The sequence below is a fragment of the Streptomyces sp. NBC_01012 genome (assembly GCF_045162755.1).
In the GTDB taxonomy this organism is placed as follows: domain Bacteria; phylum Actinomycetota; class Actinomycetes; order Streptomycetales; family Streptomycetaceae; genus Streptomyces.
In genome coordinates, this window is record NZ_CP108688.1 from 1262640 (window position 1) to 1280547 (window position 17908).

17 protein-coding genes and 1 pseudogene are annotated in these 17908 nt (G+C 69.8%); 7 read left to right on the plus strand and 11 right to left on the minus strand.

What is annotated here, in order from left to right; all coding sequences use genetic code 11:
* Window positions 1–161: 161 nt before the first annotated feature.
* On the minus strand, window positions 162–1058 hold the full coding sequence (locus OG623_RS05440; protein ID WP_406144750.1) for a hypothetical protein: 897 nt from the start codon (window positions 1056–1058) through the stop codon (window positions 162–164).
* A 111-nt stretch (window positions 1059–1169) separates the two neighbouring features.
* Window positions 1170–2162 (minus strand): fibronectin type III domain-containing protein, encoded by a 993-nt coding sequence (locus tag OG623_RS05445; RefSeq protein WP_406144751.1) that lies wholly within the window; start codon window positions 2160–2162, stop codon window positions 1170–1172.
* Window positions 2163–2278: 116 nt separating this feature from the next.
* On the opposite strand from OG623_RS05445, the gene OG623_RS05450 reads away from it, so the two are divergent.
* Window positions 2279–2914, plus strand: coding sequence for a TIGR03086 family metal-binding protein (locus OG623_RS05450; RefSeq protein WP_406144752.1), 636 nt, complete (start codon window positions 2279–2281; stop codon window positions 2912–2914).
* A gap of 92 nt (window positions 2915–3006) precedes the next feature.
* On the opposite strand, the gene OG623_RS05455 is transcribed toward OG623_RS05450, so the two are convergent.
* Entirely contained in the window at window positions 3007–3690 is a 684-nt protein-coding gene (locus OG623_RS05455; RefSeq protein ID WP_406144754.1) for an alpha/beta fold hydrolase, read from the minus strand.
* A 64-nt stretch (window positions 3691–3754) separates the two neighbouring features.
* Here OG623_RS05455 and OG623_RS05460 point away from each other — a divergent pair, with 64 nt between their 5' ends.
* Both OG623_RS05460 and OG623_RS05465 read left to right on the plus strand, forming a co-directional pair.
* Entirely contained in the window at window positions 3755–4555 is an 801-nt protein-coding gene (locus tag OG623_RS05460) for a chitosanase (protein WP_406144756.1), read from the plus strand.
* 119 nt (window positions 4556–4674) lie between these two features.
* Window positions 4675–5541, plus strand: coding sequence for a chitosanase (locus OG623_RS05465; RefSeq protein WP_406144757.1), 867 nt, complete (start codon window positions 4675–4677; stop codon window positions 5539–5541).
* A 71-nt stretch (window positions 5542–5612) separates the two neighbouring features.
* Here the strand turns inward: OG623_RS05465 and OG623_RS05470 are convergent, their stop codons facing one another.
* The 8 genes from OG623_RS05470 to OG623_RS05505 form a co-directional block, all read right to left on the minus strand.
* On the minus strand, window positions 5613–7076 hold the full coding sequence (locus tag OG623_RS05470; RefSeq protein WP_406144759.1) for a nucleobase:cation symporter-2 family protein: 1464 nt from the start codon (window positions 7074–7076) through the stop codon (window positions 5613–5615).
* 225 nt (window positions 7077–7301) lie between these two features.
* The gene (locus OG623_RS05475; RefSeq protein WP_406144761.1) at window positions 7302–8690 is read right to left on the minus strand and encodes an 8-oxoguanine deaminase; all 1389 of its coding nucleotides are present in this window, start codon (window positions 8688–8690) and stop codon (window positions 7302–7304) included.
* A gap of 45 nt (window positions 8691–8735) precedes the next feature.
* Window positions 8736–10136: a nucleobase:cation symporter-2 family protein gene (locus tag OG623_RS05480; RefSeq protein WP_406144763.1), complete on the minus strand. Its 1401-nt coding sequence runs from the start codon at window positions 10134–10136 to the stop codon at window positions 8736–8738.
* 64 nt (window positions 10137–10200) lie between these two features.
* Entirely contained in the window at window positions 10201–11133 is a 933-nt protein-coding gene (pucL, locus tag OG623_RS05485) for a factor-independent urate hydroxylase (RefSeq protein ID WP_406144765.1), read from the minus strand.
* A 6-nt stretch (window positions 11134–11139) separates the two neighbouring features.
* On the minus strand, window positions 11140–11532 hold the full coding sequence (gene uraH / locus OG623_RS05490; protein WP_406144766.1) for a hydroxyisourate hydrolase: 393 nt from the start codon (window positions 11530–11532) through the stop codon (window positions 11140–11142).
* A gap of 40 nt (window positions 11533–11572) precedes the next feature.
* Entirely contained in the window at window positions 11573–12079 is a 507-nt protein-coding gene (gene uraD / locus OG623_RS05495) for a 2-oxo-4-hydroxy-4-carboxy-5-ureidoimidazoline decarboxylase (RefSeq protein ID WP_406144767.1), read from the minus strand.
* A 117-nt stretch (window positions 12080–12196) separates the two neighbouring features.
* Window positions 12197–12574, minus strand: a complete 378-nt coding sequence (locus tag OG623_RS05500) for a helix-turn-helix domain-containing protein (protein WP_406144769.1) — start codon at window positions 12572–12574, stop codon at window positions 12197–12199.
* Window positions 12571–12822, minus strand: coding sequence for a hypothetical protein (locus OG623_RS05505; protein ID WP_406144771.1), 252 nt, complete (start codon window positions 12820–12822; stop codon window positions 12571–12573). Before OG623_RS05505 ends, OG623_RS05500 begins: the two co-directional genes overlap by 4 nt.
* 629 nt (window positions 12823–13451) lie before the next feature.
* Between OG623_RS05505 and OG623_RS05510 the strand changes: the two are divergent.
* From OG623_RS05510 to OG623_RS05525, 4 genes and pseudogenes are all read left to right on the plus strand, one after another.
* Window positions 13452–14264 (plus strand): annotated as a pseudogene (locus tag OG623_RS05510) (glycoside hydrolase family 16 protein); the annotation flags it as partial.
* A gap of 181 nt (window positions 14265–14445) precedes the next feature.
* Window positions 14446–15276 (plus strand): TIM barrel protein, encoded by an 831-nt coding sequence (locus tag OG623_RS05515; protein ID WP_406151692.1) that lies wholly within the window; start codon window positions 14446–14448, stop codon window positions 15274–15276.
* Window positions 15277–15358: 82 nt separating this feature from the next.
* Complete coding sequence (locus tag OG623_RS05520) at window positions 15359–16246, plus strand: 2-hydroxy-3-oxopropionate reductase (RefSeq protein ID WP_406144773.1); 888 nt, start codon at window positions 15359–15361, stop codon at window positions 16244–16246.
* 180 nt (window positions 16247–16426) lie between these two features.
* On the plus strand, window positions 16427–17884 hold the full coding sequence (locus OG623_RS05525) for a catalase (RefSeq protein ID WP_406144774.1): 1458 nt from the start codon (window positions 16427–16429) through the stop codon (window positions 17882–17884).
* The last annotated feature ends 24 nt before the right edge of the window (window positions 17885–17908 follow it).

Here is a 17908-nt window from a genome sequence, read left to right on the forward strand (position 1 = left end):
GGGTTTCACCGCTGGGGCCACCCGTGCGCGACCTCAGGCCATCAGCGTACTGGCGTGCGATTCGGGTGCGGTCGCCGCGCCAACCGTGTGCCGTGCGTGCCCCTGAGGCCGTGGACGGCGGCCCCCTCGGCGGCCGGCCGTCCGCGACCTCGGGAGACGGATCAGCCGATGCCCGTCCAGCCCTGCCACTGGCCGGCCTCGCCGAGCGCCTGGCCCGTACTCAGGGTGGAGCCGGAGTGCGACAGCACCTCGGCGTGCTCGAACCAGCTCGCGTCGCCGGTGTCGGTGTTCACGCCGACCAGCGAGATGGAATCGTCGCCGCAGTAGCTCGCCTTGAGGTTCGTGAAGTCCTCGAAGCCCGTTTCCGCGAGGGTGTGGCTCTCCGCCGAAGCCGGGTCCTCGGGGTCGACGACGATCTGCCGCAGCGCGCCCGTCTCCTTCTCGGACGCGTAGATGACGTCGCGCTCGGTGCCATCCTCCAGGCGGATCCAGTAGATACCGGCGGCCTTGGTGTCCGTCGCCCGGACCGGCAGGGTCTCGGGGTCGCCGAGTTCGACCGCACCCCCGGAGCCGTAGATCACCTCACGCGTCAGGATGTCACCGTCCTCCTCGATCGTGTAGAAGTCGAAGCCGGTACCCGACGGCATCAGATGCGCGCGCCAGTCGGCATCGACGGTGACGGACTGCTCCGCCATGACGGGGTCGCCCTCGACGCCTCTGACACTGAGGGTCCTCAGCACACCGTCCGTCGCCGGGGCCAGATAGGAGGTGCTCCAGGAGCCGCCCCCGCCTGCGCCGCCGATCTCGTAGAGCCCCTGGAGCGACCACGGCACCGCGTCGGCGGTCCTGTAGGTGTCGCTGATGACTCCGGCCTCGCTGACGATCTTGCTCAGATGGCCGTCCGGCTCCTGGCCGATGAACGAGGTGCCGCACGCCACCTCCGCGGTCTGCCCCGCCTCGGCCGCCTGCGCGCCGGCGCTGCCGCTCAGTACGGCACCCGTCGCCGCGACCAGCAGCCCCGCCGCGAGCAGACTTCTCTTCTTGCGCGTCCGCTTCATATGCCTCTCCGCCTCTCCAACTCGCTGGAATGATCTCGGCGAGAATGTCATCCGCCGTCGACGAGCAGGCCGCCGACGTGTAACGGCCTTGCCCCACTTAGGTCTTGGCCGTCAGCCCGCGACAACGACCGTGCGCTGCGCCGAGAAGTCGCCCCATGTCCCGTCGGGGAGCTTCGGCCTGATCTTGAGTGAGTGGCGGGTGCCGGGCGGCTCGGTCAGGACGAGCCGGTACGTCGCCCGGCCGGCGGGGGGTGTGCCGCCCCAGACGATCGTGGTGGTCAGCTTTCCGTCCAGGAAGAGCTGGTAGGCCGGAATCGTGCCGCCGGTGTCGGGCTGGTCCCAGGAGAGGTCGACGCGGGACTCGTCGCCGTCCGCCGTGGCCTTCGCCCGCAGCCCGGTGGGCGCCGTGCTCCTGGGGGCGCCCGACGCGGACGGGGTGGTGAGGTCCAGCGCGTCGCTGTCCGGCGAGGAGCGGTCGGCGGCGTCGCGGGCGCGGACGGTGAAGGTGTAGACGGTGCCGGGTCGCAGTCCGGTCAGCCGGGCCGTGGTCCGTGTGCCGGGGACGCTGTGGATCCTGGAGTCCTCCTGGTAGATGTCGTACGAGGTGACGCCCACGTCGTCCGTGGAGCGGCCCCAGGACAGAGTGACCGTCCGCCCGCCGTCCGCCGCGCCCCGTAGCTTCGACGGCACGGTCGGCGGCTCCTCGTCGGCCGGCGGGGCCGCGGGGGTGGTGACGGAGACGGCGGCGCTCGGGACGGAGTGGTGGCCGGCGGCGTCACGCGCCCGCACGGTGAAGGTGTAGGCCGTGGACTCGGTCAGCCCCTCGATGTCCGTCATCAGCCTCGCCGCGTCCACCGATGCGGCCTTCTTCCCCTCGCGGTAGACGTCGTAGCCGGTGACCCCCTCGCTGTCGGATGCCCGCTCCCACATCACATGTGCGGAGGTGGCGCTGCCGGCCTGCGCCGTCACCCCCTCGGGGGCCGCCGGCCTCTCGGTGTCCGCTTCCGCGGAGCCACCGCAGGCGGTGAGCGCGGCGAGGAGCAGCGCGGCGGAACAGGTCAACGCGGTGCGTGCGTGGGGGCGTTGCACGGTGATGCCTTCCATCCGACAGCAATGGTCCAGACCTATATGCCATGCGGGTGGGGTCGCCGACAAGGGGACGGGGCGAAAGGCTCGCGATGTCCACGATGAGTTCCGGGCGCGAAAGCAGTCACAAAGGTATGGAAACCAATGACGGAACCAATGAAGGAACCGCTGGCGGCACCGCATCCGGCGTCGATCTCGGACCGCCGGCGCGGCAGATCCTCGAACTGACCGGCTCCATCGACGACCGGCAGCTGGACGGCCCGACCCCCTGCCCCGACTACGCGGTACGGGAGCTGCTCGGGCATGTTCTGGGACTGACCGTCGCCTTCCGCGACGCGGCGCGCAAGAGGACCGGCCCGACGACCGACACCTCTCCGGACGCGGCCCTGCCGGTGCTGCCCGACGACTGGCGCACGACGCTCGGCCCCCTGCTGGACGAGCTGGTCGAGGCCTGGCACTCCCCGGCCGCGCTTGAGGGCATGACCCGGGCCGGCGGGATCGATCTGCCCGGCCGGGTCGCGGGGATGGTCGCACGCAACGAGCTGGTCGTGCACGGCTGGGACCTGGCCAGGGCGACGGGACAGGAGTTCCGGGCGGACGAGGAGAGTCTGCACGCCTCCGAGGCGATGCTGACGCCCGGGGACGACGACGACCGCTCCGGACCCGACGCGATCTTCGGCCCGCCGGTCCCTGTCCCGGCCGACGCACCACTGCTCGACCGGGTGATCGCACTGAGCGGGCGCCGGCCCGACTGGCAGCCGGGCGACTGACGGCAGCGCGACCGGCCACCGACCAGGAGTGAGGTGAGCCAGGAGGGAAACGGGCCAGGAGGGAGGCCGTCAGGTGGACGGGCCGTGCCCGCTCAGCTGGTGAAGAACTCGGTGATCTGGTGGGCCACCTGGTCCGCGCGCTTCCGGTGCGGATGGTGGCCGCCGCCCAGGGTGAGCAGCCGGCAGTCGGGGATCAGCGAGGCCATGTCCGCCAGCCTCCCCTGCGGCATGCTGCTCTCCGGTCCTCCCGCGATGATCAGCGTCGGCGCGACGATCTGCCCGAGCTCCCGCTCCCATCGGGGGTCGGGCTCGGCGATCTGGGCCCGGACGGCGGGCACGGCGTTCTCGTCGTAGTCCACCGGTCCTGTGGGGGTGCCATCGGCCACCAGCTGCCCGGGGAACGGCGGCGGGGTCTCGACCAGGACCAGGCGTTCCACCCGGTCCGCGTGCTCCTCGGCGAGCAGATAGGCGACCACTCCGCCCATCGAGTGGCCGACGAGGCCGACCCGGTCGAGCTCGCAGGCGTCGAGGAACTCCAGGACGTCGTCCCGCATCTGCTCGAAGGCGTACTCGTCGGGCCAGTCGCTCTCGCCGTGCCCGCGCAGGTCGATGGCGTACACCCGCCACTCCTCGCCGAGCAGGGCGCCCACCGCCTCCCAGCTCCGGGACGAGCCGCCGAGGCCGTGCAGGAGGACGACGGGCGAACCGAAGGGGTCGCCCCAGGTCCGGTACGCCAGCCGTACATCGCCGACATCCACAACAGACTGATCTTCCATGATGCGCACGCTACAGGCGCCACGCCCGCCTCGGCACCGCCCCCCGACCTGGCACGCTTGACGCGTGAAGCACACACGTCTCGCCCTCGTCGCCGTCGCGGCGCTCGTCCTGGCCGGCTGCTCCGGGTCCGGTTCCGGACCCGAGAAGGGGCTCGGCGACCCCGCGAAGAAGGACATCGCGATGCGACTCGTCTCCAGCGCGGAGAACTCCACGCTCGACTGGAAGTCCCAGTACGGCTACATCGAGGACATCGGCGACGGCCGCGGCTACACCGCCGGCATCATCGGATTCTGCTCCGGCACCGGCGACCTGCTGGAGGTCGTCGAGCGCTACACGGACGAGAACCCGGGGAACGCGCTCGCGAGATTCCTGCCGGCGCTGCGCGCGGTGAACGGCAGCGACTCGCACGAAGGGCTCGGCGACGCCTTCACCGATGCCTGGGCGAAGGCGTCGAAGGACCCGGACCTCAGGGCGGCGCAGGACGCGGAGCGCGACAGCGAGTACTTCGATCCGGCGGTCGAGCGCGCCGAGGCCGACGGGCTCAGCGCCCTGGGGCAGTTCATCTACTACGACGCGTACGTGATGCACGGGTACGCCGACGCCGAGGGCACGGTCGGCTTCAGGACCATTCGGGCCGACGCCGTCGCCGAGGCCGATCCGCCGTCCGAGGGCGGCGACGAGGAGGCGTATCTGAACGCCTTCCTGGACGCCCGGGTGGCCGCGCTCCACGAGGAGCCCTCACACAGCGACACCAGCCGGGTGGAAACCGCCCAACGCGTCTTCGTACGCGAGGGGAAGCTTCAGCTGGAGACCCCGCTGGCGTGGAAGGTCTACGGGGAGAGCTTCCGCATCGACGGGGACTGAAAGACGGGGAGCGAACGGCCTTCACCAACCGGCTGCCAGGGGGTTACCGGCCGTCCCGAACTCTGATAGGAAAGCTTCCTAACAGAACATCGGAACGACGAACTCCCCTGGGAGGACCGGTGCCTTACCCCCACAACCGCACCTCACGTCGCAGCACCCGACTCACCCGTACCGTCCAAGTCGCCGCGCTGGCCATCGGGCTGGCATTCACGGCGATTCCGGCCACCGCACACGCCGGCGCCCCCACGCCGTCGGCCGCACACCTGGAGGCAGCCGCGACCGGTCTCGACGATCCCGCGAAGAAGGACATCGCGATGCAGCTGGTCTCCAGCGCGGAGAACTCCACGCAGGACTGGGAGTCCCAGTACGGCTACATCGAGGACATCGGTGACGGCCGGGGCTACACCGCCGGCATCATAGGATTCTGCTCCGGCACCGGGGACATGCTCGCCCTGGTGGAGCTGTACACCGAGCGGCAGCCGGGCAACGCCCTGGCGGCGTACCTGCCCGCCCTGCGGGCGGTGGACGGCACCGATTCGCACGAGGGCCTGGACCCCGGCTTCACCGGTGCCTGGACCGAGGCCGCTGCCGACCCCGTGTTCCAGCAGGCCCAGCAGGACGAGCGCGACCGGGTGTACTTCGACCCGGCCGTACGCCAGGGCAAGGACGACGGCCTGGGCACACTCGGCCAGTTCGCGTACTACGACGCCATCGTGATGCACGGCGGCGGCGGCGACAGCACGAGCTTCGGTGCGATACGCCGGCGGGCACTGGCCGAGGCGGGCCCGCCGTCGCAGGGCGGTGACGAGACGGCCTACATCGACGCGTTCCTCGACGCACGGGTCTGGGCGATGGAGCAGGAGGAGGCCCACTCGGACACCAGCCGGGTGGACACGGCCCAGCGGGTGTTCCTGCGGAACGGCAATCTGAATCTGGATCCGCCGCTGGACTGGCAGGTGTACGGCCAGAGTTTCCACATCGGCTGACGGCAGCACCGCCACCCGCACGCCGGTGCGCGTACGGGCGCCCTCGACCGGACGCCCGTACGCGCATGGGGTCAGTGGGCGACGGGCAGCGCCCGCGAGTCCTCCTGCGGCTCGCCTTCCGCGGCTTCCTCGTCAGGACCGGTGTCCGGCGTACGGCCCCAGTGGTTGAACGCCAGGTTCAGCACGATCGCCACCACGCAGCCGGTCGAGATGCCCGAGTCCAGGACGACCAACAGGTCGTCGGGGAAGGCGTGGTAGAAGTCCGGCGCGGCGATCGGGATGAGGCCGATGCCCACGGCCGCCGCGACGATCAGGGCGTTCTCGCCCTTCTCCAGGGCCGCGGTGGCCAGCGTCTGGATGCCGCTCGCGGCGACGGACCCGAAGAGCACGATGCCGGCGCCGCCCAGGACCGGGAGCGGCACGAGGGCGATGACGGACGCGGCCACGGGGACGAGGCCAAGCAGCACCAGGATGACTCCGCCGGCGGCGACGACGAACCGGCTGCGGACCTTGGTCATGGCGACGAGCCCGATGTTCTGGGCGAACGCGCTACACATGAAGCCGTTGAAGAGCGGGCTGATGGCGCTGCCGAGTGTGTCGGCACGCAGTCCGCCCTCGATGGTCCGCTCGTCCGCCGGGCGTCCCACGATCTTGCCGAGGGCCAGCATGTCGGCGGTGGACTCGGTCATGCAGACCAGCATCACGATGCACATCGAGATGATCGCGGCGATCTCGAACTGCGGTGCGCCGAAGTGGAACGGCGTCGGGAAACCGACCACGTCGGCGTCGCCCAGTGCCCCGAAGTCGGTGATGCCGGCGGGGATCGCGATGAGGGTGCCGACGACCAGGCCGAGCAGGATGGCGATCTGCTGGAGGAAGCCCCGCAGCAGTTTGCGCAGGGCGAGCACGATCACCAGGGTGACGGCGGCCATCAGGATGTTCGTCGTCGAGCCGTAGTCGTCGGCGGTCTCGTTGCCGCCCTGCGACCAGTTGAAGGCGACCGGCAGCAGCGAGACACCGATCAGGGTGATCACGGTGCCGGTGACGACGGGCGGGAAGAACCGCACGAGTTTGCAGAAGTACGGGGCGAGGGCGAAGCCGAGGAGACCGGCGACGATGATCGCGCCGAAGATGACGGCGATGCCGTCGTGTCCACGGTCCTTGCCGATCGCGATCATCGGGGTGACCCCGGCGAACGAGACCCCGTTGACGAACGGCAGCCGGGCGCCTATGCGCCAGAAGCCGAGGGTCTGGAGCAGGGTGGCTATCCCCGCGGTGAAGAGGCTCGCCCCCATGAGGAAGGCGGTCTCCTTGGCGTCGAGGCCCACGGCCGGCCCCACGATCATGGGCGGGGCCACCACACCCGCGTACATCGCGGCCACGTGCTGGAGTCCGCTGGTGAACATCCTCAGGGGCGGAAGCGTCTCGTCGACCGGGTGGGTGCCACCCGGCTCTCCGGCTGTTCCTGACTCTGTTTCTGTTTCTGCTGGGCTTGCTTCTGCTGCGTTCTTGCGAAACCTGGGCGTAGCTGCCACGGCTTCCTCCGGTCGGGTACACGTCGAGTGACGTGGGTGTCAGGGAGGTGGTGCTGAGTGGTGCGTTCATGCAGGTCGTGCAGCTGGTGCGGGCAGCTTCGAGCTCACCTGCGCGGGGCACGTACGGACGTACGCGCCCCGCACGGGCTGCCGTGAACCCTAGGGGTGCACGGCGGCCGGCCGAGGGCCGTCCCCCTCGGCCGGCCTGTCAGGGGGTACGGAGCATCAGGCTCCGGCGGCGATCCGGGCCAGGCGCCCGGCCTCTTCGCGGGTCGCGCGGGCGATGGCGTCCTCGTCCACGGTGGTGAGGTGGTTGTCCTCGACGACGACCTCGCCGTTGACGAGGGAGAGGGTGACGGGGGCTGCGGCGCCGAAGACCAGCGCGGTCACCGGGTCGGCGATGGAGGCGTGGGCGAGTGTGTCGAGCTTCCACAGCACGAGGTCTGCGAGCTTGCCGGGTTCCAGGGAGCCGATCTCGTCGGCACGGCCGATGACCCTCGCACCGCCGTGGGTGCCCAGGCGGAGGGCCTGGCGGGCGTCGAGTGCCTTCTCGCGGTGCGCGCCGAGACGGTTGATCAGGAGGGCGTTACGCAGTTCGGTGTGGAGTTCGCCGGACTCGTTGGACGCGGTGCCGTCGACGCCGAGTCCGACCGGGACACCGGCGGCGAGCATGTCGGGGACGCGTGCGATACCCGCGGCGAGGCGGGCGTTGGAGGACGGGCAGTGCGCGACGCCGGTGCCGGTGCGGGCGAACGCGGCGATGTCGGAGTCGTTCATATGGACGCAGTGCGCCATCCACACATCATCGCCGAGCCAGCCCGTCGACTCGAAGTAGTCCGTCGGGCCCATCCCGAACAGCTCCTTGCAGAACTGCTCCTCCTCGACGGTCTCCGAGCCGTGGGTGTGCAGCCGTACGCCGCGCCGCCGGGCCAACTCGGCACCCTGACGCATCAGTTCGGTGGAGACGGAGAAGGGCGAGCAGGGCGCGACCGCGATCTGTGTCATCGCGTCGAAGGAGGTGTCGTGGTGTGCGTCGATGGTGGCCTCGGTGGCGGCGAGCGCTCCGTCGAGGGTTTCCACGGCGAAGTCCGGCGGCAGTCCGCCGTCCTTCTCGCTGCGGTCCATGGAGCCACGCGCGAGGGTGAAGCGTACGCCCATGTCCCGGGCCGCCCCGATGATCGCGCCGGACAGATCGCCGGAGCCACGGGGGTGGACGTAATGGTGGTCCATGGCGGTGGTGACACCGCCGCGGGCCATCATCGCCAGCGAGCCCTGCGCGGCCGCGCGGGCCATCGGCTCGTCCAGACGCGCCCAGGTCGGGTACAGCGCGACCAGCCAGTCGAAGAGGTTGTGATCGGTCGCCAGGCCCCGGGTGATCCACTGGTAGAAGTGGTGGTGGGTGTTGATCAGGCCCGGGGTGACGAGGTGACCGGTGCCGTCGACGCGCCGTACCACTCCCCCGAGGTTCTGCGGCGCCCGGCCGGCGCCGACGGACTCGATGCGGTTGCCCGCCACGACGATGTACCCGGACGCGTATTCGGTGTCGTGGGCGTCGACGGTGGCGATCGAACAGTTCTCGATGACGATGCGCTGGGGGTCTGCCGGAGCTGCCATGGTGCTTCCCTCTTCTGTGGCTGGCGATGCGGGCACGGCAGGACCCTAGGAGGATTTGAGTGCCACAGCGTTACGGCTGTGGGTGCCGAGATGGTGGAAGAACAGATTGAGCAGGACCGCCACGAGCGCTCCCGCACTGATCCCGGAGCCGAGCACGGTCTGCGCCCAGGACGGGAACCCGGCGTAGAAGGTGGGCGCGGCGAGCGGGATGATGCCCGCGCCGAGTGCCACCGCCACCAGGATGATGTTGGAGCTGTCGTCGAGCCCCGCCTCGGACAGGGTCCGGATGCCGCTCACCGCGATCGAGCCGAACAGCACGATTCCGGCGCCGCCGAGCACGGGCATCGGGACGAGTGACACGACGGCGCCAAGCACGGGGAAGACACCCAGGACCAGCAGGGCGCCTCCCGCGGCGGCGACCACGTAGCGGCTGCGTACCCGGGTCAGGGACACGACGCCGACGTTCTGGGCGAAGGCGCTGGTCGGGAACCCTCCGAAGACCGGGCCGAGGAGCGTGGCGACGCCGTCGGTGCGCAGGCCGCGGGTGATGGTGGGGCCGTCGGTGCGCCGCTCGCAGATCTCGCCGAGCGCGAGCATCCCGGCGGACGACTCGGTCATCAGCACCAGCATCACGATGCACAGGGAGAGGATCGCGGCGGGCTGGAACTCCGGGGCGCCGAAGGCGAAGGGCGTGGGCAGGGCGGCCACGGGCGATGAGCCGAGGGCGGAGAAGTCGGCCAGCCCGAACGGGATGGCGGCCAGGGTGCCGATGAACATGCCCGCGAGCAGGGCCACTTGCTTGACGAAGCCGCGCCCGAAGCGCTGGATCAGCAGGATGACCACGAGGGTGAAGGCCGCCAGGGCCAGGTACTTCATGGCGCCGAAGTCGGCGGCGCTCTCGTCGCCGCCCTGCGCCCAGCTCACCGGGACGGGCATCAGGGTGACGCCTATGAGGGTGATGACGACCCCGGTGACCAGGGGTGGGAAGAAGCGCAGCAGCCGCCCGAAGAACGGCCCCACGGCGAGGCAGAAGACGCCTGCGACGAGTACCGCCCCGTAGATCGCGGGGAGTTGGTGGCCGGGTGCGCTCGTCTCCGCGATGGCGAGCATCGGGGCGATCCCGGCGGAGGACGCGGCGTTGACGAACGGCAGCCGGTTCCCGGCGAAGCGTCCGGCGCCGAGGGTCTGGAGGAGGGTGGCGAGTCCGGCGATCAGGAGACTCGCGGCGATCAGCCGGGTCATGCCGGCCGCGTCGAGTCCGACGGCCTGCCCGATGATGAGCGGAGGGGTGACGACGCCCGCGTACATGGCGGCGATGTGCTGGAGCGCGGCGGGGACGAGCCGCGAGGGCGGGAGCTTTTCGTCCACCGGGTGAACTGCCGTGCCGGCAGCGGTCGGTGGTGACGTACATGGGCCTTTCGCCGGCCCCGTTGCAGGCTGTGCCATGGATTCTTCCCTCCGGGATGACCGGCCGCCGCCCGCGGTGGGGGGCGGCCGGTTCAGCACCGCGTCAGAGGTTGGTCATGTCGACCGGGATCTTCGGCTCGACGCCGTCCCGGAGCACCGTCGCCTCGATGAGGCCGTACGGGCGGTCGGCCGCGAAGTACACAGCACCCTCGGCGGTATCGTTCTTCAGACCGAACGGCTCCAGATCCACCAGGAAGTGGTGGTTGTTCGGCAGCGAGAAGCGGATCTCGTCGATCTCGCTGCGGTTGTTGATGATGCGCGAACCCATCTGGTAAAGGGTCTGCTGGAGCGAGAGTGAGTACGTCTCGGCGAAGGCCTGGAGCATGTGCTTGCGCGCCTGCTCGTAGGACTTCTCCCAGTTGGGCATGCGCTCTTCGTCGTCGGTCCAGTTGTAGCGCCACCTGGCGGAGACGTCGGTCGCGAGGATGCGGTCGTACGCCTCCTTGAGCGTCGTGTACTTGTCCTTGACGTAGCCCCAGAACTCCGAGTTGGTGGAGTTCATGACGGTGAGGTCCTTGAGGCCGGAGATGACCTCCCACTTCTCGCCGTCGAAGGTGATCTGGGTGGTGCGTGTCTCCTGGCCCTTGCGGACGAAGGAGTGCTTGACCTCGTCGGCGCCGATGAACTTGGAGTTGCCGTCGGAGGTCGCGATGCGCTCCCAGGCGTACTCCTCGATCCTGATCCGGGCCACCTCGATCGGCTCCTGCGAGGTCACGAAGTGCCGGGCGAGGTGGATGCCGAACTGCTCGGCGGACTCGATGCCGTGTTCCTTGGCGAAGGCGAACACCGTGTTCTTGGTGGTGTCGGTCGGCAGGACGTTGGCGTTGGAGCCCGAGTAGTGGACGTCGTCCATGTCGCCGGAGAGCGCGACCGAGACGTTGAGGTCCTTGATGTGGTGGGTGTCGCCGTCCCGCGTGATCCTGACGACGCGGTTCTCTGCTTTGCCGTACTGGTTCTGGCCGAGAATCGTGGGCATTGTCTGCTAGCTCCCTCGGTAAACGGAGTAGCCGAACGGGTTGAGCAGCAGCGGTACGTGAAAGTGCTCGCCCGGGGTGACGGCGAATGCGATCGCCACCTCCGGGAAGAACGCGCCGCTGTCCCTTACGCGGGGGGCGTCCTGCTGCGCCTCGGCTTGCTTCTTCGCGGTGAAGTACGACTCGGTGTCGAAGACGAGCCGTACATGGGTGGTTCCCTCCGGCAGGGCCGGCAGGTCCTTGCAGCGCCCGTCCGCGTCGGTCGCGGATCCGCCGAGCGCCACGTACTGGGTGTCGCCGCCGCTGCGGGCGGCCAGGGAGACGGTGACGGCTTCCGCGGGACGGCCGATGCTGGTGTCCAGGATGTGGGTGGACACCGATGCGGTGGTGTCGGTGCTCAAGACCGTCACGCTCCTTGTTCTCTTCGGGTGGTACGAGTTCTCAGGCGTCCTGTACGAGGCGGGTCAGCCGAATGCGGTTGATCTTGCCCAGCTCGGTGCGGACGATCTCGCGTTCCTGCTCGGGCGAGTTGCCGATCCGCGCCTTCACCGCGTCGCGCATCTGTTCACCGGTGGCCCCGGTGGCGCAGATCAGGAAGACATGTCCGAACCGTTCCTGGTAGGCCAGGTTGAGTTCGAGCATCTCCGCCTTGAGCGCGTCGGACGCGCCGGCCATCCCCTGCTGCTCACGGGCGGAGGCAGGGTCCCCCGGTGCGGGGCGGCCTATCGGCGGGTGGCCGGCCATGGCATCGGCCAGGTCCTCCGCGGAGAGCTCCGCCATGGCGGAGTCGCTCGCGGAGAACAGGGCTTCCGTGTCGGCGTACGGCCGGTGAGCGAGGACGGAGCTTCCCCATGCCGTGCTGGCACACACCTCGTGCAGCGCGGCCGCGGCCTCCCCGGTCGCCAGGGTGTTGAACCGGGCGAGGCCCGGTGTGGAGCTCGTAGTCACGGGAGCCTCCGTGGCTTTTTTCGCTGTGCGTTGTCGGGCTGCGGATAGCTAACGCCCTTCGCAACATCACGTCAACAGTTTGTTGAAATTCCGCGAACAGATTGCCGCGGACCGCCGCTACTCGCCCTTGGCCGCGTTGTCCCGGTTGAGGTAGTTGTACACGGTGAAGCGGCTGACGCCGAGCGCGCCGGCCACGGTCTCCACACCGTGCCGCACGGAGAAGGCACCGCGTGCCTCAAGGGTGCGCACCACACCCTGCTTGGCCTTGCGGTCCAGGCCCGCCAGGGGCATGCCGTACCGCCGCTCCATCGCGGCCAGGATGTGGTCCAGGGATTCGGAGAGCTGCGGAAGCCGTACGGCTATGACGTCGGCGCCCTCCCACGCGAGGACCACGTCCTCGGTGGTGGCCTGCTCGGGGGCGAGCAGCTCGGCCCCCATCGCGTCGACGAGCGGCTTCACCGCGGTGACCAGCGGGTGGTCTGCCGGTCCGGTCACGGGATGTCCTCCCCGATCACGTTGAGCTGGAGGGAGACCCGGGTGGCACCCGAGGCCAGCGTCCTGCGCAGCAGGGCGTCCACCGCGGTGAGGACCTCGTCCGCGCCCCCTTCGGCGGTGTTCCCGAAGGGCCCCACGTCCACGGCGTCCAGGTCCGCGGTCCGGATGACCTCGCGGGCCACCACCGCATGGGCGGGTGCCTCGTCGAGATCGAAGGGCTCGGTGGTGAATTCCACCCTCAAGCGCACGGTGCCTCCCTCATGTCCCGCCGCGTCGGTCGGCTCGCACGGCTCGCCCCGACCCTAAGCCACGGGCCGCGGGGCGCGGTGGGCCACGGGCGCGCCGGGGCCCCGTGGCTCCGGCTCACGGCCCGGCCCGGATACCCCCCGGGTGGACGACGCGATCGGGTCGCCGTGCGCGAAGTCTCCGGGCGGGATCCCGGGGTGGTGAGGCGAGCCGTCCGATGGGCTTCACTGGTCAGGTGGTCAGGTCTCTGCTCCCGTTGAGGTGAACCGTGAAGTACCGCTTACTTGCCGGTGTGTCCACGCTCGTGACGGCCGTGAGGCCGGGGGCGCAACGACGCCCGACCGGATCGAGTACCTCACCTTCCCCGGCCGTGTGCCCTGGCGGACCCCGCGTGGTCCGGGTTCCCGGCCTCTCACCACGCGGTCACTCGCGACCGCGTCCGCAGGTACAGCGCGACCCCCTCGGTAACTCATCCCCCACCGTTCCGGAGAGGAACACCGGCATGAAGACATTCCGCAGGACCCGTATCGGCGCGACGGCTGCCGCCGTCACCCTGGCCCTGGGCTGCACGGCCCTCGTCGCCCTGCCCTCGACCGCGGGCGCGACGACGGCCGAAGGGCCCAGGTCGACCGAAGGGCCCACGCTCTTCGACGACTTCGACTACACCGATCACACGGACCCGCAGATCGCGGCGCACGGCTGGAGCATCCGCTCGAACTCCGGCGGCCCCGGGGTGCCGGGTGCCTCCTGGGCGCCGGAGAACGTCACCTTCAGCGGCCAGGGGGGCGGCGACTCGGTGATGAACCTGGAGACGTCGACGGCGGGCACCGGGGAATCGACGGTGCAGACGGAGATCCTCACACAGTCCATGAAGTTCCGTAACGGCACCTACGCGGCGCGGGTGAAGTTCAGCGACGCGCCGACCTCGGGGCCCGACGGGGACCACCTCGTCCAGGCCTTCTTCACCATCAACGACCTCAAGGAGCCGATGGCGGACGACTACTCCGAGTACGACTTCGAGTACCTGCCCAACGGCGGCTGGGGTGAGTCGGGGAACATCCTCTACACCACCTCCTGGGAGACCTTCCGCCCCGACCCGTGGGAGGTCGTCAACGAGCACAGCGAGGCACGGCAGAGCTATGACGGCTGGCACGACCTGGTGGTGACGATCGACGACAGCGCCATCACGTACTACATCGACGGCGAACTGTTCGGCACGCACGGCGAGCAGTACCTCCCTGAACGGCCGATGTCGATCAACTTCAACCAGTGGCTGATCGACCTGGAGGGCCTGAGCAGCAGCGATCCCCGCTCGTACGACCAGCAGGTGGACTACGTGCTGCATGTGAAGGACCAGGTCCTCTCCCCGGCCGAGGTGTCGGACCTGGTGAGCGGCTACCGGGCGGCGGGCACGACCTTCGAGGACACGGTGCCGGGCGCCTGACCAGGCAGTTGTGAGCAGGTGCGGGGCGGAGGGCGCGGGTGCCTCCGCCCCGCTCCCGTGTGTCCGGAATTCGGGTCGCCATTCAGGGAGCCATCCGGGTCGCCTCTTGACAGCCTCGCCCCGCACCGGGCAATCTTCCATTAAGCAGAAACTAACTTCCGCGATACGGAAGGAGCGCATGATGGGCTACTCGGACCAGCGCTTCGATGTGAACCTCTCGATCCTCTTCACCGAACTCCCGCTCCTGGAGCGACCGGCGGCAGCGGCAGCCGCGGGCTTCACCGCGGTCGAGCTCTGGTGGCCCTGGACCGGGACCCCCACCCCCGCGCAGGCCGAGCTCGACGCCCTGAAGAAGGCGCTCGACGACGCGGGCACACAGCTGGTGGGGCTCAACTTCTACGCCGGCGAACTCCCCGGCCCCGACCGCGGGGCACTCTCACTGCCCGGCGACGAGTCCGACCGCTTCCGCGCCAACATCGACGTGGTGGCGGACTTCGCGGCCTCGGTCGGCTGCAAGGCGCTCAACGCGCTGTACGGCAACCGCGTCGGCGGCGTGGACCCGGCCGTACAGGACGAACTCGCCCTGGAGAACCTGGTCCTGGCCGCCCGTGCGGCCCACCGGATCGGGGCGACCCTCCTCATCGAGACCCTCAACTCCGTGGAGTCGCCGCTCTACCCCCTGGTCAGCGCGCCGGCGGGCATCGAGGTCGTCGACCGCGTCAACGAGGCGACGGGACTGGGCAACGCCACGTTCCTGCTGGACCTCTACCACCTGTCGATGAACGGCGAGGACCTCAGCCAGGTGATCAAGGCGTACGCCGCGAAGACCGGGCACGTCCAGATCGCCGACAACCCGGGGCGCGGCGCGCCCGGCACCGGCTCACTCCCGCTGGAGCGGCTCATCGACGAGCTGACCGAGGCCGGTTACGACGGCTGGGTCGGCCTGGAGTACAAGCCAGGCGACCGGCCGAGCGCCGAGGCCTTCGGCTGGCTCCCGCCCCGGGACCCCTGAGACCCGGCCCCTCCGTACCCACGGAGCCTTCGAGACCCAGCCACCTCCCGTACCCACGCTTACCGGAAGGCAGCACACCCTCATGAGCACCAACCTCCCCAAGGTCGCCTGGATCGGGCTCGGCATCATGGGCTCGCCCATGTCGGAGAACCTGATCAAGGCCGGATACCAGGTGACCGGTTACACCCTGGAGCAGGACAAGATCGACCGGCTGGTCACGGCAGGCGGCAAGGGCGCCGCCTCGATCGCGGAGGCGGTGCGCGACGCCGACGTCGTGGTCACCATGGTCCCGGCGTCCCCGCAGGTCGAGGCCATCGCGTACGGCCCCGACGGCATCCTGGAGAACGCCAGGCAGGGCGCTCTGCTGATCGACATGTCATCCATCACCCCGCAGACCTCCGTGGACCTCGCGTCGCACGCGAAGGACAAGGGCATCCGCGTCCTCGACGCCCCCGTCTCCGGTGGTGAGGCCGGAGCGATCGAGGCCGTCCTGTCCATCATGGTCGGCGGCGAGCAGAGCGACTTCGACGCCGCACAGCCGCTGCTCCAGGCGCTGGGGAAGACGATCGTGCTGTGCGGCCCGCACGGCTCGGGCCAGACGGTGAAGGCGGCCAACCAGCTGATCGTGGCGGTCAACATCCAGGCCTGCGCCGAGGCCGTCGTCTTCCTGGAGAAGTCCGGGGTCGACCTCGCCGCCGCGCTCGACGTACTGAACGGCGGGCTCGCCGGCTCGACGGTCCTGACCCGCAAGAAGGACAACTTCATCAAGCGGGACTTCGCTCCGGGCTTCCGGATCGACCTGCACCACAAGGACATGGGCATCGTCACGGACGCCGCCCGCAACGTCGGCGCGGCGCTGCCCGTCGGCGGGGTCGTGGCCCAGCTGGTGGCCTCGCTGCGCGCCCAGGGCGACGGCGGCCTGGACCACTCGGCACTGCTGCGCTCGGTCGAACGGCTCTCCGGCTCGTAGCCCCGCTCCTCCCCCTCCCCCTGAACTTCCGGGTCGCGGCGGCGCTGACACCTGTCCTGTCGCGCCCAGGCGCCGCCGCGATCCGGAACACCACACTCCAATTTCAACAAACTGTTGACGTCTTTGTCGCGGCGAATCTACGCTCCTGAGGCCGTCAGCAGCCCCGTACGGAAGGCCCTCATGTCCCAGCGTGTGCTCACGACCGAGTCAGGCGCCCCGGTCGCCGACAACCAGAACTCCGCCACGGCCGGCGCCGGCGGGCCGATCCTCGTCCAGGACCAGCATCTGATCGAGAAGCTCGCACGCTTCAACCGTGAGCGCATCCCGGAGCGCGTCGTCCACGCCCGCGGCTCCGGCGCGTACGGCTACTTCGAGGTGACCGACGACGTCAGTGGCTTCACCCGTGCCGACTTCCTCTCCGAGGTGGGCCGCCGCACCGAGACGTTCATACGCTTCTCGACGGTCGCCGACTCGCTGGGCGGCGCGGACGCCGTCCGCGACCCCCGAGGCTTCGCGCTCAAGTTCTATACGAACGAGGGCAATTACGATCTGGTCGGCAACAACACCCCGGTCTTCTTCATCAAGGACCCGGTCAAGTTCCCCGACTTCATCCACTCGCAGAAGCGGGACCCCTTCACGGGCCGTCAGGAGCCGGACAACGTCTGGGACTTCTGGGCGCACTCCCCCGAGGCCACCCACCAGGTGACCTGGCTGATGGGCGACCGCGGCATCCCCGCCTCGTACCGCCACATGAACGGTTACGGCTCGCACACGTACCAGTGGACGAACGCGGAGGGCGAGGCCTTCTTCGTCAAGTACCACTTCAAGACCAACCAGGGCGTGCGCTCCCTCTCCGCCGAACAGGCCGCCGAGCAGGTCGGCAAGGACGCCAACTCGCACCAGACGGACCTGCTCCAGGCCATCGAGCGGGGCGTCAACCCGTCCTGGACGCTCCACGTGCAGCTGATGCCGGCCGCTGACGCGGCGGACTACCGCTTCAACCCCTTCGACGTGACGAAGGTGTGGCCGCACGCCGACTTCCCGCTCCGGCGTGTGGGCCGGCTGGTGCTGGACCGCAACCCGGACAATGTCTTCGCCGAGGTGGAGCAGGCGGCGTTCTCGCCGAACAACTTCGTGCCGGGCATCGGCCCTTCGCCGGACAAGATGCTCCAGGGCCGGCTGTTCGCGTACGCCGACGCGCAGCGCTACCGGCTGGGCATCAACCACACCCAGCTCCCGGTCAACGCGCCGAAGGCGGCCGAGGCCGACAACTACGGCCGCGACGGTCTGCACGCCACACGCCACGGCTCGCGCCACGACAAGAACTACGAGCCCAACTCCTACGCGGGCCCCGCACAGACGGGCGCCGCTCTCGCCTCCCCGCTCGCGGTGCACGGCTGGACGGGCACGCACGAGGCGCCGCTGCACACGAAGGACGACGACTTCTTCCAGGCGGGCGAGCTCTACCGGCTGATGTCGGCGGACGAGAAGGACCGCCTGATCGCCAACATCGCGGGCGGCCTCTCCCAGGTCACCCGTGACGACGTGATCGAGAAGAACCTGGCCCACTTCCACGCGGCCGACGCCGACTACGGCAAGCGCGTGGAGGAGGCGGTCCGCGCCCTGCGCGAGGACTGAGCCTCCGCCGAGACCCTGCCCGTG